This is a genomic window from Actinomadura sp. NBRC 104412 (assembly GCF_030269515.1).
In the GTDB taxonomy this organism is placed as follows: Bacteria; Actinomycetota; Actinomycetes; order Streptosporangiales; family Streptosporangiaceae; genus Spirillospora.
On sequence record NZ_BSTM01000031.1, the window covers coordinates 50,910 to 70,964 of the forward strand.

At 71.6% G+C, this 20,055-nt stretch carries 16 protein-coding genes; 5 read left to right on the forward strand and 11 right to left on the reverse strand.

The features are described from left to right. Window positions 1-73: 73 nt before the first annotated feature. The gene (locus tag QSK21_RS29465) at window positions 74-739 is read right to left on the reverse strand and encodes a haloacid dehalogenase type II (RefSeq protein WP_285700686.1); all 666 of its coding nucleotides are present in this window, start codon (window positions 737-739) and stop codon (window positions 74-76) included. 53 nt (window positions 740-792) lie between these two features. Between QSK21_RS29465 and QSK21_RS29470 the strand changes: the two genes are divergently transcribed. Both QSK21_RS29470 and QSK21_RS29475 read left to right on the forward strand, forming a co-directional pair. Continuing rightward, window positions 793-1,488 carry a hypothetical protein gene (locus QSK21_RS29470; protein WP_285700687.1) on the forward strand — a complete coding sequence of 232 codons (696 nt, stop codon included), beginning with the start codon at window positions 793-795 and terminating at the stop codon, window positions 1,486-1,488. Beyond that, window positions 1,485-1,970 carry a DUF6644 family protein gene (locus tag QSK21_RS29475; RefSeq protein ID WP_285700688.1) on the forward strand — a complete coding sequence of 162 codons (486 nt, stop codon included), beginning with the start codon at window positions 1,485-1,487 and terminating at the stop codon, window positions 1,968-1,970. The genes QSK21_RS29470 and QSK21_RS29475 overlap by 4 nt, the downstream gene beginning before the upstream one ends. A gap of 55 nt (window positions 1,971-2,025) precedes the next feature. Here QSK21_RS29475 and QSK21_RS29480 read toward each other — a convergent pair whose 3' ends face one another. The 5 genes from QSK21_RS29480 to QSK21_RS29500 form a co-directional block, all read right to left on the reverse strand. Further along, window positions 2,026-3,315 (reverse strand): ABC transporter substrate-binding protein, encoded by a 1,290-nt coding sequence (locus tag QSK21_RS29480; protein WP_285700689.1) that lies wholly within the window; start codon window positions 3,313-3,315, stop codon window positions 2,026-2,028. A gap of 3 nt (window positions 3,316-3,318) precedes the next feature. Beyond that, window positions 3,319-4,395, reverse strand: coding sequence for a branched-chain amino acid ABC transporter permease (locus QSK21_RS29485; protein ID WP_285700690.1), 1,077 nt, complete (start codon window positions 4,393-4,395; stop codon window positions 3,319-3,321). A 247-nt stretch (window positions 4,396-4,642) separates the two neighbouring features. After that, window positions 4,643-5,524, reverse strand: a complete 882-nt coding sequence (locus QSK21_RS29490) for a branched-chain amino acid ABC transporter permease (protein ID WP_285700691.1) — start codon at window positions 5,522-5,524, stop codon at window positions 4,643-4,645. Between the two features lie 2 nt (window positions 5,525-5,526). Continuing rightward, window positions 5,527-6,342 (reverse strand): ABC transporter ATP-binding protein, encoded by an 816-nt coding sequence (locus QSK21_RS29495; protein WP_285700692.1) that lies wholly within the window; start codon window positions 6,340-6,342, stop codon window positions 5,527-5,529. Window positions 6,343-6,563: 221 nt separating this feature from the next. Next, on the reverse strand, window positions 6,564-7,322 hold the full coding sequence (locus tag QSK21_RS29500; RefSeq protein ID WP_285700693.1) for an ABC transporter ATP-binding protein: 759 nt from the start codon (window positions 7,320-7,322) through the stop codon (window positions 6,564-6,566). Between the two features lie 204 nt (window positions 7,323-7,526). Here QSK21_RS29500 and QSK21_RS29505 point away from each other — a divergent pair, with 204 nt between their 5' ends. The 3 genes from QSK21_RS29505 (at window position 7,527) to QSK21_RS29515 (ending at window position 12,050) form a co-directional block, all read left to right on the forward strand. Then, entirely contained in the window at window positions 7,527-8,939 is a 1,413-nt protein-coding gene (locus tag QSK21_RS29505; RefSeq protein ID WP_285700694.1) for a PucR family transcriptional regulator, read from the forward strand. A gap of 209 nt (window positions 8,940-9,148) precedes the next feature. Beyond that, window positions 9,149-10,780, forward strand: coding sequence for a long-chain-fatty-acid--CoA ligase (locus QSK21_RS29510; RefSeq protein WP_285700695.1), 1,632 nt, complete (start codon window positions 9,149-9,151; stop codon window positions 10,778-10,780). Further along, window positions 10,764-12,050, forward strand: coding sequence for a hypothetical protein (locus tag QSK21_RS29515; RefSeq protein WP_285700696.1), 1,287 nt, complete (start codon window positions 10,764-10,766; stop codon window positions 12,048-12,050). Before QSK21_RS29510 ends, QSK21_RS29515 begins: the two co-directional genes overlap by 17 nt. A gap of 4 nt (window positions 12,051-12,054) precedes the next feature. Here QSK21_RS29515 and QSK21_RS29520 read toward each other — a convergent pair whose 3' ends face one another. The 5 genes from QSK21_RS29520 to QSK21_RS29540 form a co-directional block, all read right to left on the reverse strand. Next, window positions 12,055-13,521, reverse strand: coding sequence for a sensor histidine kinase (locus QSK21_RS29520; RefSeq protein WP_285700697.1), 1,467 nt, complete (start codon window positions 13,519-13,521; stop codon window positions 12,055-12,057). Further along, window positions 13,518-15,176, reverse strand: coding sequence for an NAD(P)/FAD-dependent oxidoreductase (locus QSK21_RS29525; protein WP_285700698.1), 1,659 nt, complete (start codon window positions 15,174-15,176; stop codon window positions 13,518-13,520). The genes QSK21_RS29520 and QSK21_RS29525 overlap by 4 nt, the downstream gene beginning before the upstream one ends. A 91-nt stretch (window positions 15,177-15,267) precedes the next feature. Continuing rightward, window positions 15,268-16,017 (reverse strand): SDR family NAD(P)-dependent oxidoreductase, encoded by a 750-nt coding sequence (locus tag QSK21_RS29530; RefSeq protein WP_285700699.1) that lies wholly within the window; start codon window positions 16,015-16,017, stop codon window positions 15,268-15,270. A gap of 148 nt (window positions 16,018-16,165) precedes the next feature. Further along, window positions 16,166-18,892 (reverse strand): helix-turn-helix transcriptional regulator, encoded by a 2,727-nt coding sequence (locus QSK21_RS29535; protein ID WP_285700700.1) that lies wholly within the window; start codon window positions 18,890-18,892, stop codon window positions 16,166-16,168. A gap of 57 nt (window positions 18,893-18,949) precedes the next feature. Next, window positions 18,950-19,936, reverse strand: coding sequence for an aldo/keto reductase (locus tag QSK21_RS29540; RefSeq protein ID WP_352231339.1), 987 nt, complete (start codon window positions 19,934-19,936; stop codon window positions 18,950-18,952). Window positions 19,937-20,055: the final 119 nt, after the last annotated feature.

Genomic DNA, 20,055 nt, shown 5'->3' on the forward strand with positions numbered 1-20,055 from the left:
GCGTCCCCTCCTCGGAACCACCTCGAATGTTACTGAGCGTGGCGGTGCTCAAGGGAACGCCGGATGCGGCCCGCTAGAGCGCGAGCAGGGCGTCCACCACCTCGACCAGGTCGTCGCCGCGCGCGTCGGGCGGCGCGAAGATCGCGGAGTAGTCGCGTTCGAGGCGGGACACCCAGCCGGTGACCAGCCCGGCGCGCTTGGCCCCGTGGCAGTCCCAGGCGTGCGCCGCGACGAGCGCGAGCCGGTCGGCCGGCACGCCCGCCACGGACGCGGCGTGCTCGTACACCACGGCCGGAGGTTTCCAGCGTCGCACCTCCTCGACCGTGACGACGCGTTCGATCAGGTCGGTGAGGGAGTGGCGCTCGACGAAGTCCAGGGTGGTGGCGCGGGCACCGTTGGTGAGGAGCATCGCCCGGACGCCCGCGTCCGCGAGCCGCCGCAGCGCGGGCTCCACGTCCGGGTGCGCGGGCAGCGTCGCGAAGCCGTCCAGGACGTGCGCGACCGCCGCGTCCCCGACCTCGAACCGGGTGACCGCGCGCAGCGCGTTCTCCGCCACCGGACGGAACGGCTCGAAGTCGCCCGTCGCGCTGAGGGTCATCCCGTCCCGCAGCGTCCGCGTGAACCAGGTCTCCAGCAGGTGACCCGGTAGGCCCGCCTCCACGAAACGGGCACGCAGCGGCTCGAGGGCTATCAAGGTCTCGATGACGTCGAACGCGACGACCTGCGGTCGGGAGGGCACGGCATTCCCCGCCTTTCTGGGTCCTTTATGTGGCTTTTACTACAAAGGTGGCCATGTTCGCAGGAACCGCGCTCAGGCTGCTCGTCCTGCACGGCATCCTCGCCCACCACGGCGGTACCGGCAGGTACGACTCGGGTCACCCCCTCTACCTGCGAGGCCGCATCATTCAGGCCCGGTACGCGTTCCCGCACGGGACGATGCGGATCGAGGTCCCGGCGAACCTGACCGTGCCGCGCGACCTGCCGGACGTGCGCCGGCTCGGCGGATACGAGAACTGGACGGGGCATCCGGCGCCGGAGGGCGCCGGGCAGGTCCGTGACCTGCTGCTCCCACCGGACGTGACGGGCACGCTGGCGGGCATGTCCGGCGCTCCCGGCGTGGGGGACGAGATCGCGGCCGTGGTGTACCGGCGGTGCGACGCCGAAGGCGACGAGTACTCGGGCGAGCTGCGCGTCCAGATGCTGTACGCGGCCGGCGACGCCTACCGCTACCGGGGCACGTTCACGCGGTTCGTCGACCGGTGCGTCGGGGCGGTGCGTCCCGGGCGGAGCGCGTCCGCGAGCCCGTCCGCGAGCGTCCCCGCGGCGACCCGTTCCGGGATTCCGGCGGCGTCGCGGTCCGGCGACGGCGACCCGCCGCTGTTCCTGCTGGGCGGCGGCGCGGCCGTGGCGGCGGGCTTCGTCATCGCCCTGATCCGCCTCCGCATGCGCCGCACGGGCGGGGCCTCGGGCGGGACGGGCGGCGGGTGACGTTCCTCGACGTCCTGACCTGGGTGGAGGAGACCCCGCTGGCCGGCGCCGTGCGAGGAGGCCGGTGGATCTACCCGCTCACCGAATCGGCCCACCTCATCGGGCTCGCCACGATGTTCGGCGCGATCGCCGTGTTCGACCTGCGCCTCCTGGGCTTCGCGCGCCGGGTGCCGGTGAGCGGACTGGCGCGGCAGGCCCTGCCCTGGTCGCGCGCCGGCTTCGGGCTGGCCGCGGCGAGCGGGTCGCTGCTGTTCTCCGCCAACGCCACGCAGGTCGCCTACAACCCCGCCTTCCAGGTGAAGATGGTGCTCATCGGGGCGGCGGCCCTGAACGTCCTCGTCTTCCACACCGGCGTGTTCCGCACCGTCGAACACTGGGACACCGCGGCGCGCACCCCGCCGTCCGCGCGGGCCGCCGCGGTGGTGTCCCTCATCGCCTGGCCGACCGTGATCGTCTGCGGCCGCCTCATCGCCTACCTCTGAGGCGGGAGGCGGCCGCAGATCCATCCTCAGCCGCGGGCGGCCGGGGATCCGACGGTCAGCCCGTCAGCGGGCCGAACTCCTTGCGGGTGTCGATGACCTGGCCGAGCAACTGCCACCGCTCGCCCTTGAACTGCATCATCTGCATCGACTCGATCGGGAAGCCGTCGTCCTTGGAGGTCGTCATCGTGACGCCCGGCAACAGCATCCCGACCTGGACGTTGTTCAGGCTGCGCATCGAGTCGCGCAGGCCCTCGCGCGTCTTGCACTTGGCCGCCGTGAACGTCTTGGCGAAGCTGTCCGCCACCGCCCAGCCGAACGCGTGGTACGGGACGTTCGGGTCGGCGTTCGGCTGATACTGCTTCATCTTCGCCTTGTACAGCTTCATCTCCGCGTCGTTCGCCCACTGCGGGTCGACCGGGTCCTTGTAGTAGGTGGACGAGACCACGTTCTGCACGTTCTGGAACCCGACCGGCCGCAGCACGGTGATGGACGCGGCCACGTTGTTCACGATGTGCAGCGGGTTCCAGTCGGTGAGCTTGGCGTCGGCGGCCAGCGCCTGCGACCCGAACTTCGGCGTGGTGATGTTCAGGAACACATCGGCGTCCGAGCCGGACAGGTTCCGCATCTGCGGATCCACGCTCGGGTCGGTGACCTCGTAGCTCTGCTCCGCCACGATCGAGATCTGGCTGCCCGCGATCGCCTTCTTGAAGCCGCCCAGCAGGTCCTCGCCGAAGTCGTCGTTCTGGTAGAGCACCGCGACCTTGGCGTTCGGCTTCTCGGTCTTGAGGTACTTGGCGTACACCCGGGCCTCGGAGATGTAGTTGGGCTGCCAGCCGATCGTCCACGGGTGCTTGGTGTCCGCACCCCACTTGGACGCGCCGGTCGCCACGAACACCTGCGGCACCTTGCGCTGGTTGGCGTAGTCCCAGGTCGCCGTGGTGGACGGGGTGCCCAGGGTCTGGAACAGCGCGAACACCTGCTCCTGCTCGACCAGGCGGCGCACCTCCTCCACCGCCTTCGGCGGCTGGTAGCCGTCGTCGCGGACGACGAACTCGACCTGGCGCCCGTCCAGACCGCCCTTCTCCTTGTTCACGTACTCGAAGTACGCCTGGATGCCCTTGGGAATGTCCCCGTACGCCGACGCCGGGCCGGACAGCGGGTAGACCCCGCCCAGCTTCAGCGTCTTGTCGGTGATACCCGTCGTCTGCTGGCCCTGACACTCGCCGGAGGCCTGGGTGCCCCCGTCCTCCCCGCGCCCCCCGCACGAGGCCAGCATCGTCGCCGCGAGCAGCACGGCCGCCGTCGCCGCCGTGCCACGGACCGTCCCGCCTCCGAATGACCGCATGTCCTATCCCTTCCGGTTGAGCGCCTGCGCAGCTCGTCCCGCCAGCCCGGCCAGCCCGGTCGGGGCCACGTACATCACCGCGATGATCAGCAGGCCGAAGATCATTCCGGGTGCCGCCTCGTTGGTCTCCTGGGACAGGCTGGGCACGAACATCACGAACAGCCCGCCGAGCAGCGGCCCCCAGGACGAGCCCAGGCCGCCCACGACGATCCCGGCGAGCAGCATGATCGACAGGTTGACGGTGAACGAGTCCGGCGAGACGAACCCGAACGTCCACGTGTGAAGGCAGCCGGCCGCCCCCGCGAACATCGCGCTCCACGCGAACGCCAGCCTCTTGTACGAGGCCAGCCGCACGCCCATGACCTCGGCCGCCGTCTCGTTGTCCCGCACCGAGTGCAGGGCGCGGCCCACCCGCGAGCGCAGCAGGCTGTAGGTCACCGCGAACGCCACGATCGTCACCGCCAGCGTCATGAGGTACAGCCACTGGTCCTCGGCCAGCCCCGTCCAGGCCGGCGGCTGCGGCTTCTCCAGCGACAGGCCCATCGACCCGCCCGTGACCGACTCGAACCGCTTCAGCAGCGGCACCAGGAAGACCGCGATGGCCAGGGTGACCAGCGCCAAGTACAAACCGCGCAGCCGGGTCGCGGGCACCCCCAGCGCCAGCCCGATCACGAACGCCACCACCGCCGCGGCCGGAAGCGTCAGCGGGTACGGCACGTCCCAGCGGAACATCATGATCGCCGCCGCGTACGCGCCGACCGCGTAGAACGCCCCATGCCCCAGCGAGATCTGCCCGCTGTGCCCCACCAGCAGGTTCAGGCCCAGCAACGCCACCGCGTAGACCATCACCATCGTGAACTGGAACACCCGGAACGGCACGAGCTGGAACGGCACGTACAGCGCCACCACCAGCAGCACCACCACGGCGACGAGGTGCGGCCGGCTCCTCACCAGCCCGACCAGCCGCGCCACCACGGAACCCCGGCCCTCCGGCACCCGCTCGTCGCTCTTCACCGGCGCCGCGGGGATCTCGTCGTCGGACGCGGTCTTCTCCAGCCCGACCTTCGTCTTCTCGCTCATCCTGTGTACCCCGCGAACCTCCGGGACGCTTCGTGGCGCCGCCTTCCCTCGTCGCTTCGGTCGCTGGTTCCTTGCTCCCTGCGCTGTTCAGTCCAGGTGGCGCCGCGCCCCTGCGGCCCGGTCATGCTGTGTTGGCCCGCGTGCCTGCGGGGCGCTTTTAGGCGCCGCCTTCCCTCGTCGCTTCGGTCGCTCGTTCCTCGCTCCCTGCGCTCCTCAGTCCAGACGGCGCCGCGCCCCTCCGGCCCGCTCACGCTCTCTCCACCGCCGCTCGGCCGAACAGGCCCTGGGGGCGCAGCAGCAGGACGCCGAGGATGACGGCCAGCGGTACGCCGATCTTCAGGTCGGAGCCGATGAAGCCGACATAGGCGCCCGCCAGGGTCTCCGCGATACCGACGATCAGGCCGCCGACGACAGCGCCCATGGGGCTGTCGAAGCCGCCCAGTGTCGCCGCCGCGAACGCGTAGATCAGGACGCCGCCCATCATGTTCGGCTCAAGGAACAGCAGCGGCGCCACCAGCACGCCGGACACCGCGCCGACCATCGCGGCCAGGCCCCAGCCGAGCGCCAGCGTCCAGCCGACCCGGATGCCGACCAGCCGCGCCGAGTCGGGGTTGGTGGCCACCGCGCGCATCCCAAGGCCGATCTTGGTGTACTGGAACAGCAGGTAGAGCAGGCCCATCACGGCCCCGACCACGGCGAGGACGCCCAGCGTCGAGTAGGCGACGCTCACCCCGCCCGCCTCCAGCGCGCCGCGCGGGAACGGGTTGGGGAAGTCCTTGATGAGGAACGTCCAGATCCAGCCGGCCGCGGCGTTGACGAAGATGAACAGCCCCACCGTGACGATCACCACGGTCAGCTCCGGCGCCCCCTCCACCGGACGGATGATCACGCGTTCGATCGCCATCCCGCCGAGGAAGGAGATGGCCAGGGTGAGCACGAGCGCCAGCCAGAACGGCATCCCGCCGTCCACGAACTGCCAGGCGATGTAGGTCGCGAACATCGCCAGCTCGCCCTGCGCGAAGTTGACGATACCGGTGAACTGGTAGATCAGCACCAGGGCGAGCGCCAGGCTGGCATAGATCGCGCCGGCGCCGAGCCCCTCGACGATCTGCTGCAGGAAGTCGGTCATGCCTAGATCCGGTATCCGAGGTAGGACTGGGCGACCTGCTCGTCCGCGCGGATGTCGGCCGCCGAGCCCGACAGCACGATCCGGCCGGTCTCCAGCACGTGCGCCTGATCGGCGATGTCCAGCGCCAGATGGGCGTTCTGCTCGACCACGACCACGGTGGTGCGCTCCTCCCGGTTGATCGACTGCACGATGCCGAACAGCTCCCTGGTCACCATCGGGGCCAGTCCCAGGGACGGCTCGTCCAGAAGCATCAGCCGGGGCCGCAGCATCAGCCCGCGGCCGATCGCGAGCATCTGCTGCTCACCGCCGCTGAGACTGCCCGCCGCCTGCTTCAGCCGTCGCTTCAGGACGGGGAAGTGGCCGTACACGCGCTCCAGGTCGGCCTGGACGGCGGCCCGGTCGCGCCGCGCGAACGCGCCGAGCCGCAGGTTCTCCTCGACGGTCAGCGGCATGAACGTCCCGCGTCCTTCCGGGACGTGCGCGACACCGAGCCGGGCCACGGCGTCGGGGGAACGCCCGGAGAGCGAGACGCCGTCGAGCCGCACGCTGCCGCGCCCCTTGACGACACCGCTCAGGGCGCGCAGGAGGGTGGTCTTGCCCGCGCCGTTCGGCCCGAGGATCGCGCAGATCTCGCCCTCCCCGACCGAAAGGCTGATGCCTTCCAGAACGCGCACCGCCCCGTACCCGGCGTGCAGGTCCTCGACGACCAGGAACGCACCCGCGGAATCCCTCTTCTCCGCGCCCTCATCCGCCGCCGCAGGCTTGTGCTCGCTGTGCTCGCTCATGCCATCGACCGCCGCAGGCTCGTGCTCGTTCATGCTGTGTTTGTCCTGAGGGGACGACCCCCCGGCAACCGCCGCAGGCATGAACTCGCTTCGCTCGTTCATGCTGTGTTTTTTCTGGGGGGTCGACCCCCCAGACCCCCCGGCAACCGCCGCAGGCATGAACTCGCTTCGCTCGTTCATGCTGTGTTTCTTCTGGGGGGTCGACCCCCCAGACCCCCCGGCAACCGCCGCAGGCATGAACTCGCTTCGCTCGTTCATGCTGCGGTCCCCAAGTACGCCTCGATGACGGACGGGTTGCGTTGGACCTCGTCGGGTGGGCCTTCGGCGATCTTGCGGCCGAAGTCGAGGCAGATCACGCGGTCGCAGATGCCCATCACGAAGCCCATGTGGTGCTCCACCACGATCAGGGTCAGGTCCAGGTCGGCGCGGATGGTCCTGAGCAGGTCGGAGAAGTCGTCGACCTCCGACGAGCTGAGGCCGTTCACCGGTTCGTCCAGGAGGAGCAGCCTGGGGTGGACGGCGAGCGCGCGGGCCAGTTCCACCCGTTTGAGCGTCCCGAACGGCAGGCCCGCCGCCGGGTGGTCGGCGACGTCGGTGAGCTGGAGCCGGTCCAGCACCTCGTCGGCCTCGGCGCGCAGCCGGGCCTCCTCGCGGCGGACGGAGGGCAGCCGCAGGCTCGCGCTGACGAAGCCGGTGCGGCCGTGGTGGTGCGCGCCGACCATGACGTTGTCACGCACCGTCATCCGCGGGAACAGCCCGAGGTTCTGGAACGTGCGGGCGATGCCGAGGGCGGCGATCGCGTGCGGAGGCTCGGCCAGGAGGTCGCGCTCCTGGTAGACGACCCGGCCGGAGTTCGCCTCGTACCGGCGGGTCAGGCAGTTGAACAGGGTGGTCTTGCCGGCGCCGTTCGGGCCGATCAGTCCCACCATCTCGCCGGGCTCCACGGCGAAGCCGACACCGTCCAGCGCGGTGATGCCACCGAAGCGAACGGTGAGGTCGTCAACCTCCAGCATCCGGCCTCCTGCCTTCGGGGTGGTTCGGTGGGACGGCGGAACGAGGTTCTGGAGTAGGGCGTCAGCGTAGAATCCGCACCTCAGAGAGCACATTGGGCACGAGAACCCAAGATGGGACCGGCGAGTTGTCCGCAGAGAACAGCCCGCGTCTCGGACGTGTCACGGCCCGTTGACGCCCCGCTCTGTGACATGGATCATCCGGGCATGTCCGGTGGCTTCAGCACGGGAACGCTCACCGGTGCGGACACGGTCCGTGCCGAACGCTCACGGATCCTTGCCGAACTCCTCGATCGAGTCGACGAACTGGCGGAACGGGCGCTCGCCGTGATGTGCACGGAGATCCCCGCGTACGAGGCGCAGGACGCCGGCTTCCACGCCGACGTGCTGGAGCAGGTGCACCGCCACTACCGCACCAAACTGGCCATCTTCCTCGAAGAGCGCACGGTGACCTTCGAGGACATCGCGTTCAGCCGGCGCGCGTCGATGCGCCGCGCCCAGGCGGGGTTCGCGCTGGCCGACTACATCAACGCCTTCCGCGTGGGGCAGCAGGTGTTCTGGGAGGCGGTGCTCGATCACGCGGGCGGGTCGTACGCGGGGCACGAGGCGGCGCTCACGCTGGCGGGGCCACTGATGCGGTACTGCGACTTCGCCAGCACGCACGCCGCCAACGCGTACATGGAGTTCCAGCAGTACGCGGCGGCCGAGGCCGTACGGGAGAGCCGCGACCTGGTGGAGGTGCTGCTGGCCGGTGAGATGCCGACCCGCGGGCCGCAGCTCGCCGCCGCGCACGCGCACGGCCTGGTCACCCATCCCCGCGCGCCGCTGATGGTGGTGAGCGCCGTCCTGGTCGGCCAGGACGGTACGGCGGCGACGTCCCGCCCCAGCGCCTCGCCGGGGAACGGCGCGGACGCGCGGCACGCGGCGTGCGCGGCGATCGCCCGCACCGGTGTGAACGGGCGCCGGACGCTGTCGGTGGTCCGCCAGTCGGAGATCGTCGCGGTGCCCGCGCTGGGACCGGGAGGCGACCCCGAGGAGCTGTGCGACCGGTTCCAGGAGGTGCAGGCGAACCTGCTGGCCGAGGGGATCGCGCTGGCCGTGGGGATCAGCACCGTGGTCGAGGGCGTGGAGGAGATCCCGCGCGCCTATCACGAGGCGCGGGCGGTGCTGGAGTTCCTGCCGGAGGACGGCGGGGTGGCGGCGCTGCCCCGCATCAGCCCGTTCGAGTACATGGCGATGCGTGCCGACGACACCGCGCGCCACCTCGTGGATCCGCGCATCACCGGGCTGCTGGCCGAGGACCGGGCCCGCGGCGGCGTGCTCACCGCCACCATCAGGGCGTTCGCGTCCGCCGACCTCAACCTGCGCGCCGCGGCCGAGCGGTTGCAGATTCACCACAACACCGCCCAGTACCGGCTGCGCCGCATCCAGGAACGCACCGGCCGCAACCTGCGGCACATCACCGACCTGGTCGACCTGCTGGTGGCGATCGCCCTTCAGGACGCGCTACCCCCGGGGACCGCCCCTGGGACCAACTCCGCGCGGCAAAGACTGGTTTCCGCGACCAATGAGAGCCATGGGACGGCCGACATAACGTCGCATCATGACCCAGCGAAATGAGCTCCTGATCCCAGTGGTGACCGGGGGCGCGGGGGGCGTAGCCCCCGGACGGGGGTGCAGGGGGCGGAGCCCCTTGCCGGGGGTGTTGGGGGCGGAGCCCCTGACCGCGGCGAAGAGGCCGTGGCCTGGAGCGAGTTCTGCGAGCGGAGGGACGCGGCCGCCGCGTCCCCGGGGGGTGTGGGGGGTCGCCCCCCCACACGACAACAGCCATGAACCTCGCTGACCGGTTGCGCATCGGCGCCGGGCGGCACGGCGGCAAGACCGCCCTCACGCTGGACCGGGCGGCGCTGAGCTACCGGGCGCTGGAGGTCATGAGCGCAAGGGTGGGCGCGCTGCTGCGCCGCCGCGGCATCGGCCCCGGCGACCGGATCGCCGTGATGCTCCCGAACGTGCCCGAGTTCGCGGTGGTCTACTACGGGTTACTGCGGATCGGGGCCGTGGTCGTCCCGCTCGACCCGCTGCTGAAGCGCCGGGAGATCGCCGCGTATCTGGGGGACTGCGAGGCCCGGCTGGTGATCGCCTGGCATGCGTACGCCGAGACCGTGGAGGCGGGCACGGCGGGCACCCGCGCCGACTTCCTGTTCGTGGTGCCCGAGGAGTTCCAGCGGTTGCTGCGCGGCGTGGCGCCCGAGCACGACATCGCGCCCATGTCCGGGGACGAGACCGCCGTCATCCTCTACAGCGCCGGGACGTCCGGGAGGGCCAAGGGCATCGAGCTGACCCACGCCAACCTCGGGGGCAACGCGGCCACGGTGGCTCACATGCACGCGCTCGGTGTGGACGACGTCGTGCTGGGAGCGCTCCCCTTGTACCACGCGTTCGGGCAGACCTGTTCGCTGAACGCCACCATCTACGCGGGCGGGCGGCTGACGCTGCTGCCGCGTTTCGAGGCGTCGCGCGCCCTTGAAGTGATCAGGCGGGACGGGGTGACGGTGTTCCAGGGCGTGCCCTCGATGTACATCGCGCTGCTCGACCAGCCGGGCGTGTCGGACCTGTCGCTGCTGCGGCTGTGCGTGAGCGGCGGCGCGGCGATGCCGGTGGACGTGCTGCGCGCGTACGAGGAGCGGTTCGGCGTGCAGATCATCGAGGGTTACGGGCTGAGCGAGACCTCGCCGGTCAGCGCGTCCAACCGGGGCGGCGCGGGACGGCGGCCCGGCTCGATCGGCCTGCCCATCCGGGACGTGCGGATGAAGGTGGTCGGCGAGGACGGCTGCGAGCTGCCGGCCGGGGAGATCGGCGAGATCGTGGTGCGCGGCCCCAATGTCATGAAGGGCTACTGGAACGACCCCGAGGCCACCGCGCACGCGGTCAGGGACGGCTGGTTCCACACCGGCGACCTGGGGCGGATGGACGAGGACGGGTTCTTCTTCCTGGTCGACCGGCGCCGCGACGTGATCATCCGCGGTGGCTACACGGTGTACCCGCGGGAGGTCGAGGAGGTGCTGTACGAGCATCCGGCCGTCCGCCAGGCGGCCGTGGTCGGCGTCGCGCATCCCGAACTGGGCGAGGAGGTCGCCGCGTGCGTGGCGGTGCGCGCCCCGGTCGGCCCGGACGAGCTGCGCGCCTTCGTGCGGGAACGCGTCGCCGCCTACAAGTACCCCCGGCAGGTCTGGTTCGTGGACGAGCTCCCGACCAGCCCCACCGGCAAGATCCTCAAACGCCGTCTCGGGCTGCCGCCGTCCGGGGCGGCGGCCACCACCCCCCAAGGAGGTGACGGCCATGAGCCGTCCTGTTCACCGGCGACAACGGGCACACGCGCGGAGGGCGAGGCGGTGCCTGGCAGTGCTCTGCGGCCTGACCTTGGCTATCGCGGGCGCGGCGCCGGTGGCGGCCCAGGGTAGGCCGCACGACCCCGTACCGGACGACCAGCCGCTTCCCGGGTACACGATCAATAATCCGCCGCTGGCCCCGCTGGTCGTGGACGGACGACAGGCGCGCGTGCTTCAGGGGACGACCGGGCATGCCGCGTACATCATCGAAGTGCCGGCGCGGTGGAACGGGCAGCTCGTGATGTGGGCGCACGGGTTCGTCGGCGAGTCCAGGGTGCTGTCTCCGGAGCCGCCCGCGTTCGGGTTGCGGCAGAAGCTGGTGAGCCAGGGGTTCGCGTGGGCGTCGTCGTCGTACTACGCCAACGACTACGACGTGAAGGCCGGTGTCCTGAGCACCCGGCATCTCGCCGACCGTTTCGCGCGTCTCGTGGGCAAGCCGAAGAAGCGGTTCATCATGGGCGTGTCGATGGGCGGCCATATCACGGGACGGTCGATCGAGGAGTACCCGGGCTACTACGAGGCCGCGATGCCGATGTGCGGAGTGATGGGCGACCACGGCCTGTTCGACTTCTTCCTCGACTTCCAGGTGGTCGCGCAGGATCTGGCGGACCTGCCCGCCTATCCCGTCCCGGCGGACTACCAGACGGTGGTCGTCCCGAAGATCCAGGCGGCGCTCGGCCTGACCGGGCTCACCCCGACCGGCCCCGACACCACCAACGCGCTGGGCAAGCAGTTCCGCTCGATCGTGATCAACCGGAGCGGCGGGCCGCGGCCCGGCGACGCGGCCGCGTTCGCGAACTGGTACCGCTTCCTGTTCGGGCTGGCCACGCCGCGGCTCCCCGACGGCACCCTGGCGCAGGAGCCCGAGCAGGTCGCGACGAACCTTCGCACCCGGTACGTCCCGGACAAGCCGGTGAACGTCAACAGGACCGTGCAGCGGGTCCGTCCCGCCGAGCCGGGGTTCCGCTTCACCCGGAGGCTGACCGAGAACCCGAGCATCTCGGGACGGCTGAGCGTGCCCGTCCTGTCCCTGCACAACCTCGGGGACCTGTTCGTGCCGTTCTCGATGGAGCAGCTCTACCGTGACGACGTGGCCCGCCACGGCCGCACCAGGCTGCTCGTGCAGCGCGCCATCCGCGCCGCGGGCCACTGCGAGTTCTCGCCGAAGGAGGCGGGCGACGCCTGGGACGACCTGGTCCGCTGGGAACGGTACGGCGTGCGCCCGCCGGGCGACGACGTGAAGACCCGCGGTGTCGTTGCGGACCCCGCCTACGGCTGCCGCTTCACCGATCCCGCCGCCCGGAACACCGGCACCCGGCCGCTCTACCCGGCGTGCCCGTGACCGGTCATCCCTCCGACGGCCGGGTCTTCTCCTGGATCGGCAGGATGACCTGGAACCTGGTGTCGCCCGGACGGGAGGTGACGCGGAGATCGCCGTGATGGCGATTGACCACGATCTTGTAGGAGATGTCCAGGCCGAGACCGGTGCCCTCGCCCATCGGCTTGGTGGTGAAGAACGGCTCGAAGATCCGCTCCAGGTTCTCCTGCGGGATGCCGGAGCCGGTGTCGCCGATCTCGACCTGGACACAGCCGTCCTCGGTGGCCGTGGTGCGCACGGTGAGCGTGCCCTTGTGGGCCATCGCGGACACGGCGTTGTCGATGAGGTTCGTCCACACCTGGTTGAGCTCGCCGGGGTAGGCCGGGATGGACGGCAGGGAGCGGTCGTACTCCTTGACCACGCGCACCTCGGGACCGATCTTCCTGGCCATCATGACCAGGGTGGAGTCCAGTCCCTGGTGGACGTCGACGCGCTGGTAGGGCGCCCGGTCCATCTGGGAGTACTGCCGGGCCGCCGCCAGCAGGTTGGAGATCCGGGACGTGGCGTCCTCGATCTCCCCCATCAGCGTCTCGGTCTCCAGCGAGTAGGTCAGCCAGCGCAGGGCGGTGGTGACGAACGTGTCGCCGACGCTCTCCGCGATCCCGTCCAGGTCGTGCACCGTGATCCCGGCCGGGACGAGGGAGGGCGCCATGTCCCAGCCGTCGGCGATGCCGTGCTCGTCCAGCCAGTCGGTGAGCTCGTCCTCCCGGTCGGCGGCCTCCACCGCGCTCAGTTGGGGCGCGTCCGCGACCCGTTTGACCAGGTCCTCCTGGACGTCGATCAGCCTCTCCAGCAGGTTGGGGTCGATGTCGTGCTTGGCGAGCAGCGCCAGCTTGTGCCGCATGCCCGCGACCCGTTCGCGCAGCGACGCCGTGGCCCGCGCCGCCGCCGCGGCCGGGTTGTTCAGCTCGTGGGTGAGCGCCGCCGACAGCGAGCCCAGCGCCAGCAGCCGCTCCCGCTGCTCCACGATCTGCCGGATGTTGCGGCCGCCCTCGAACAGCCCCTCCAGCAGGTGCGTGGCCATCGGGAACCACTCGCGGAACCGGTCGCCCAGTTCCCGTGCGGGAAGCTGGAAGAGCACGCAGTCGGTCAGCGCGTACACCGTCTGCATGTAACGCTGGTCGGGCTGGCGTTCGGCCAGGACGAACTGGGTGGCGCCGGTGTAGACGCCGCGCTGGCCGGTGCGGTTGAGCTCGATCTCGGAGCCGCGCACCTGACGGGTCAGCCGCAGCGTTCCCTCCAGCAGGACGTAGAAGCACGTCGCCGGGTCGCCTTCGCGGATCACCGCGGCGCCCTGCGGGTACGTCTCCACCTCTCCGTGCGCGGCCACCCATTCCAGTTGTTCGGGGGTCAGCGCCTCGAACAGGAACAGCTTCCGCAGCTCATCGGGCCTGGTACGGAGTTCGTCTATCCTCACCGCTTCCTGGTCGTTCACCGTTCCTCCAAATAGCGGTGGACGAGCGCCACCGCCATAGCGCCCTCGCCGACGGCGGAGGCGACGCGCCTGACGGACTGGGACCGCACGTCCCCGGCGGCGAACACGCCCGGGATGGACGACTCCAGGTAGAAGGGGTCGCGGTCGGGCGTCCAGCCCGGCGGTCTGGCCCCTTCGACCAGCAGGCTGGACCCGGTGCAGATGAACCCGTGCTGGTCGCGTTTCACGGTGTCGCCCAGCCACTCGGTGTGCGGGGTGGCGCCGATGAACACGAAGGCGTGCCGGCACGGGACCCGCTCGGTCTGGCCGCCGTCCTGCTCGCAGAGCGTCAGCTCCTCCAGGTGCTCGTCGCCGTGCGCGCCGACCACGGTCGTGCGCAGCCGCACGTTGATGTTGTCGATGGAGCGGATCTCCTCGATGAGGTAGTGCGACATCGACTGGCGCAGCTCCTTGCCGCGCACGACCAGGGTCACCGAGCGGGCGCGCCGGGAGAGGAACACCGCCGCCTGGCCGGCCGAGTTGGCGCCGCCGATGATGTAGATGTCCTCGTCCTGGATCGCGTCCGCCTCGATGAACGTCGACCCGTAGTAGATGCCGCGGCCGGTCAGTTCGTCGCAGCCCTCCGCGTCCAGCACCCGGTACATCACGCCTATGGCGAGGACCACCGCGTGCGCCGTCACCTCCGTGTCGTCGTCCAGGGTGAGGATCCGCGCCGAGCCCCGCGCCTCCAGCCTCACCACCCTGCGCGCGGTGAGGATCTCCGTGCCGAACTTGCGGGCCTGGCGCCGTGCCCGGCCGGTGAGCTGCGCGCCCGACACGCCGTCCGGGAAGCCCAGATAGTTCTCGATCTTGGAGCTCGTGCCCGCCTGCCCGCCGATGGCCCGCTTCTCCACCAGCAGGGTGCGCAGCCCCTCCGACGCCCCGTACACCGACGCGCCGAGCCCCGCCGGGCCGCCGCCGACCACGACCAGGTCGTAGAGGTCCTGGGCCGGGTCGGTGGACAGCCCCGCCGCCGAGGCGATCTCGGCGCCGGTCGGCCGGACCAGCGCCCGCCCGTTCGGCGGGATCACCACCGGGATGTCGTCGGGGCCGGCCTCGGCCGCGTCCAGCAGCCGCAGCCCGTCCGGCTCCTCCACCGAGTACCAGCGGTACGGCACGGCGTTGCGGACCAGGAAGTCGCGCACCTTGTACGAGCGCGGCGACCAGCGGTGCCCCACGACCTTGATCTCGTTCACGGGGCGGTCCGGGGTCTCCTGCCAGGACTGCACCAGCGTGTCCACCACCGGATACAGCTTCTCCTCCGGCGGGTCCCAGGGCTTGAGCAGGTAGTGGTCCACGTCCACCACGTTGATCGCCTGGATGGCGGCCTCGGTGTCGGCGTAGGCGGTCAGCAGGGCCCGCCGTGCCCGAGGGAACAGGTCCATGGCCTGCTCCAGGAACTCGATGCCGTTCATCTGCGGCATCCGGTAGTCGGCCAGGATCGCCGCGACCGCGTCGCCGCGCAGTTTGACCTCGCGCAGCGCCTCCAGGGCGTCGGCCCCGGACGTGGCCCGCATCACCCGGTAGTCCCGCCCGTAGCGGCGGCGCAGGTCGCGGGCCACGGCCCGGGACACCGACGGGTCATCGTCGACGGTCAGCAGGATCGGCAGGCTCATCCTCGCATCATTCCTCACGCGGGAACGGATGGAACCTTCGTGACTTGGCGTGACCGGTCGCTCACCCTCGTTCGCCCGAGTCCGCCCCTGGTCAGTCCACGAGGGCGCCGGCGGTGATGTTGATCTCGGTGGAGGTGATGCTGGCCGCGTGGTCGGAGGCCAGGAACGCCGCGACGCGGCCAACGTCCTGGAGGCTCGCGGCGCGCTTGAGCAGGGTGGCGTCGATCATCTTCTGCTTGATCGGCTCCATCTCCGGCAGGTCCGGGAAGCTCTCCAGGACGCCGCCGGTCTTCATCGTGACCACGCGGATCCCGTGCGGGCCCAGCTCACAGGCCCACTGGCGGCGCATCCCCTCGATCATGTCGCAGGCGACCTGGACGGTGCCGAGCCCGGGCTCGGAGTTGGTGCGGTCGGAGCCGCCGAAGTTCAGGATCACCCCGGAGTTCTGCTTGACCATGTGCCGGGCCGCGGCCTGGTACGTCAGCAGGTAGGAGCGCGCGGCCTTTGCGAGGGCCGCGGTGAACTCCTCCACCCGCATCTCGGCCATCGGCTTGAAGATCGAGTCCTGTGTGATCACGTTGACCGAGATGTCGACGCCGCCGGCCAGGTCGGCGACCGAGTCGACCCAGCCGTTGACGGCCCCCTCGTCCAGGGCGTCCACCACGGCGGTCTCGGCCAGCCCGCCCGCGCCGCGGATGTCCTCGGCGACCGCGTCGAGCGTGGCGGGCGTGCGCCCGGCCAGGAACACCCGGGCGCCCTCGGCGGCGAAGGCGCGGGCCATCGCTCCGCCGATGGTCCCGCCACCGCCGTAGATCACCGCCGTCTTGTTCTCCAGAAGCATGTCGTCCTCCCGTCGTTGGGTGACCACGACGGTAGGGAGGGGGCCGCAAGGCCCGCATCGGTCGGCTGACTGGTGTGGTGAGAACGCAGGTCAGAGGGCGTTTCGGGGTGGTCGGACGAGGGCCGGTGCGGGTGGATGACGGATACGGTCACAGCTCCAGGCGGGACAGCTCCGCGCGCCGCGTGACGCCGATCTTCGGGAACGCCTTGTAGAGGTGGTGGCCGACCGTCCGGGGGCTGAGGTAGAGCTGCGAGCCGATCTCGCGGTTGCTGTAACCGGCGGCGGCCAGCCGTACGACCTGGAGTTCCTGCGGTGTGAGCCGGTTGTGGAGGTCCGCGTCGTGCGGGCGCGCGACGGGACGGTCTCCCAGCACCTCCAGTTCGGTGCTGGCGCGGTCGGCCCAGGCGGCGGCGCCGAGCCTGCCGAAGGCGTCCCGGGACCGCGAGAGCTGGTCGCGGGCCTCGGTGCGGCGGCGGTGCCGGCGCAGCCACTCGCCGTAGAGGAGCCGGGTCCGGGCCGTGTCGTAGGCGTGTCCCTTGGACAGGTCCAGGGACGCCGCGTAGTGGTCGGCCGCCGTCTCGTCCCCGGCCATGAGGGCTTGGCAGCGGAGGGACAGCGCGGTGGCCGTGGGGGTGGCGGCATGCTCCGCCCACGCCTGGAACGCGGGCAGGTGGTCGCGGGCGAGGTCGTCCCGCCCGCCGCGCACGGCGGCCTCCACGAGGTCGGGGACGGCGCGTATGAGGAGATCGTGACGGGCCGGGCCCGAGCAGACGGCCGCGAGGTGACGGACGGCGCCGCCGGCGTTGCCCACCGCCAAGTCGAGCAGCCCGAGCCCCCAGGTCGCGAGGGCCGCGTTGGTGGGATGCCGGTCGGCGTGGTCGAGGACGCGGAACGCGAGGGTACGGCACCGGTCCGGGTCCCCGATCACCGTCTCCAGCCGTGCCGCGACCCCTTCCAGCACGGTCGCCTGCATGTCCTGGCCGATGTCCGCGGCCAGCGAGAGGCCATCGGCGAGGTCGGCCTCGGCGCCCCTGAAGTCGGCGCTCAGCAGGCGCCCGATCGCCAGCGGCTCCAGGGCGTACGGGAGCCAGCCCAGCGCGCCCTGCCCCCGCGCGTCGGCGACCAGCGACTCCAGCACGTCGATCGCGGCCTCGTCGTCCCCCGCCAGCAGCCCCATGTACCCGGCGATCACACGTTCCACCAGCTCCTGGACGGTGCCCGCGCGGGCCGCCGCGACCAGCGCGCGCATCGGCGGCAGGGCCTCGGCCACCCGGCCCTCGATCAGGTCGCCGTACGCGATCAGCGCGCCGACGACCGGGGCGGGTGCGGACCCGGGCGGCAGCCGTACCGTCCTGAGCTTGTCGACGCCGCGCCGCACCAGGTCGTGGGCGCAGGCGTCGCGGGCGCACCACAGCGACTCGGTCAGCATCGACACGGCCCGCTCGGGGTCGGACGCGGCGATCAGCTCCGCGCCCTCCAGCGCCAGGGCCGCGTCCGCGGCGGGTGAGGTGCGCTCGTACTCCACCTGCGCGCGGACGAAGGCGGCCTCGGCGGCGACGGCGGGCTCGGCGGTCAGGGTCGCGGCCTCGGCGGCGAGGCGGGTGGCCCGGTCCGGCCGTCCGGCGTCGTAGGCGGCACGCGCAGCATGGACGATCCGCCGGGCCTTGCCCTCCCGGTCGGTGCTGAGCCGTGCCGCGCGCTCGTACGCGGCGGCGACCGCCGACGTCCCGCCCCGGCGCCCCGCCCGGTGCGCGGCCTGCTCCAGTTCGGCCGCGACGCGCTCGTCCGGGCCGGTGGCGGCCGCGGCCAGGTGCCAGGCCCGGCGGTCGGCGTGCTCGTCCCCCGCCAGCGTCGCCGCGAGCGCCCCGTGGACGGCCATCCGCTGGTGGTGGGCCGCGTCCTGGTAGGTGACGGCGCGGATCAGCGGATGCCGGAACCGCACCTCGTCGCCGGCCAGGACGACCAGCCGCGCCTCCTCGGCCGGGCCGAGGTCGGCCGCGTCCAGTCCCAGCTCGGCGGCGGCGCGCAGCACCACGCCCACGTCGGACGTGCTGTCGGCCGCCACCACCAGCAGCATCAGCCGCGCCGCCTCCGGCAGCCCGGCGAGCTGGAGGCGGAACGCCTCCTGCACCCCGCCGCCGACCGGCAGCGGCCCCACCTGCGGTGCCGCGGGGTCCGCGTCCCCCTGGGCGAGGACGGAGGCCAGCTCGATCAGCGCCAGCGGGTTGCCGCCCGCCTCGTCCAGCAGCCGGTCGCGGATCGGCACGGTCAGCGCGGGCGCGTGGGCCGCGAGCAGCTCGCGCGCCGCGTCCCGGTCGAGGCCGCCCAGGCGGAGGACGTCGAGCCCCGGTGTGGGGAAGGGCCGGGCGGAGTCGCGGACCGCGAAGACCATGGCGATCGGGTCGGCCGCCCCGAGCCTGCGGGCGGCGAAGAACAGCGCGTCCGCGGACGCCTGGTCGAGCCACTGCGCGTCGTCCACGGCGCACAGCATCGGCCGCTCGCCCGCCAGCTCCGACAGCAACGTCAGCGTGGCCGCCCCGATCAGGAAGCGGTCGGGTGCCGCGCCGGTGTCGTCCAGCCCGAACGCCGACCGCAGCGCCGCCGCCTGCTGCCCGGGAAGGCCGTCGAACCGGTCGGCGAACGGGTACAGCATCTGGTGCAGCCCGCCGAACGGCAGCTCGGTCTCGGACTCGACCCCCATCCCGCGGACGATCAGCATTCCGTGCGTCTCGGCGTCCGCCACAGCCCGTGCGAGCAGCGAGCTTTTCCCGATCCCCGCCTCGCCGCGCAATACCAGTCCCCCGCTGCGCCCGTCGCGGGCGCCCGCGAGCACACCGACGACGCGACCCCATTCCACGTCGCGCCCGACCAACACGCCACGAACACTAACAAGCGTCCCGGAGCAGTCCCAGGCGTCTTTCTCTGCGGGTTGTCAGGCCGGGACGCGCCCCTCGACCTGGGTGGCGACATCGCCGAACACGAAGGGGGACGGCTCGCATTCGGCGATGAAATCGCCGGGGAATCCGGCCTCGAACTCCACGGCCTCCTCGAGCCGCCGGACCGCGTCGGGTGGGAGGGCGACGTCGATCGCCGCGAGGTTCTCGGTGAGCTGCTCGGCGCTGCTCACGCCGACGAGCGGCAGCACCGCCCTGGACTTGGCGCGCATCCACGCGAGCGCGACGTGCGCGGGGCGGACGCCCAGGTCACCGGCGACCTTGGCGACGGCCTGGGCCGCCGCGCGCTCGCGCTCGGTGAGCTTGCCCGGGTCGCTCCGCTTGGACGCGGTGGCGCCCGCCAGGATGCCGCGTTCCAGGGGCGCCCAGGCGGCGACGCTCATGCCGAACGACTCGGCCATGGGCAGCAGCTCCCGTTCGATGTCGCGCCTCAGCAGGTTGTAGGGCACCTGGAGGCCGGCGAAGGGCGTCCAGTCGCGCCATTCGGCGAGGGTGTTCGCGCGGGAGACGATCCAGGCGGGCGCGTCGGAGATGCCGACATAAAGAATCTTCCCGGCGCGTACGGCATCGTCCAGGGCGCGCATGGTCTCTTCGATCGGGGTGTGCCGGTCCCAGATGTGCACCCAGTAGATGTCGATGTAGTCCGTCCGCAGTCGGCGCAGGCTCCGCTCCAGGGAGAGCGTCAGGTTCTTGCGGTGGTTGCCCGCGCCGTTGGGGTCGGACCTGTCGCGCGACAGCGTGTACTTGGTGCCGATGACGAAACGGTCGCGGCGTTCGATGATCGAGCCCAGGAGGGTCTCCCCGTCGCCGTAGGCCGAGGCGGTGTCGAGGACGTTGCCGCCCGCGTCGGCGTAGACGTCCAGGATGCGGCGGGCCTCGTCCGCGTCGTCCAGGACCATCGTGCCGAGCAGGATCTCCGAGACGCGCAGCCCGGTCTGGCCGAAGAGCCGGTATCGCAAGATCACTCCAATCCGGACGGGCGCCGTTCGCCCGTCTCCGCCTCCAGCCTGGAACGGCCCGCTCGCGGTAGGGAGGCCCTGGCAGGGCCCCCATGACGGGACGAGCCCGGGAGGGATAGGCGCCG

Bases quoted from the DNA above. Each gene is read 5' to 3' on its own strand.
- QSK21_RS29470 (WP_285700687.1), top strand. From the start codon at position 793: ATGTTCGCAGGAACCGCGCTCAGGCTGCTCGTCCTGCACGGCATCCTC.
- QSK21_RS29480 (WP_285700689.1), bottom strand. From the start codon at position 3,315: ATGCGGTCATTCGGAGGCGGGACGGTCCGTGGCACGGCGGCGACGGCG.
- QSK21_RS29485 (WP_285700690.1), bottom strand. From the start codon at position 4,395: ATGAGCGAGAAGACGAAGGTCGGGCTGGAGAAGACCGCGTCCGACGAC.
- QSK21_RS29490 (WP_285700691.1), bottom strand. From the start codon at position 5,524: ATGACCGACTTCCTGCAGCAGATCGTCGAGGGGCTCGGCGCCGGCGCG.
- QSK21_RS29495 (WP_285700692.1), bottom strand. From the start codon at position 6,342: ATGAACGAGCACGAGCCTGCGGCGGTCGATGGCATGAGCGAGCACAGC.
- QSK21_RS29500 (WP_285700693.1), bottom strand. From the start codon at position 7,322: ATGCTGGAGGTTGACGACCTCACCGTTCGCTTCGGTGGCATCACCGCG.
- QSK21_RS29505 (WP_285700694.1), top strand. From the start codon at position 7,527: ATGTCCGGTGGCTTCAGCACGGGAACGCTCACCGGTGCGGACACGGTC.
- QSK21_RS29510 (WP_285700695.1), top strand. From the start codon at position 9,149: ATGAACCTCGCTGACCGGTTGCGCATCGGCGCCGGGCGGCACGGCGGC.
- QSK21_RS29525 (WP_285700698.1), bottom strand. From the start codon at position 15,176: ATGAGCCTGCCGATCCTGCTGACCGTCGACGATGACCCGTCGGTGTCC.
- QSK21_RS29530 (WP_285700699.1), bottom strand. From the start codon at position 16,017: ATGCTTCTGGAGAACAAGACGGCGGTGATCTACGGCGGTGGCGGGACC.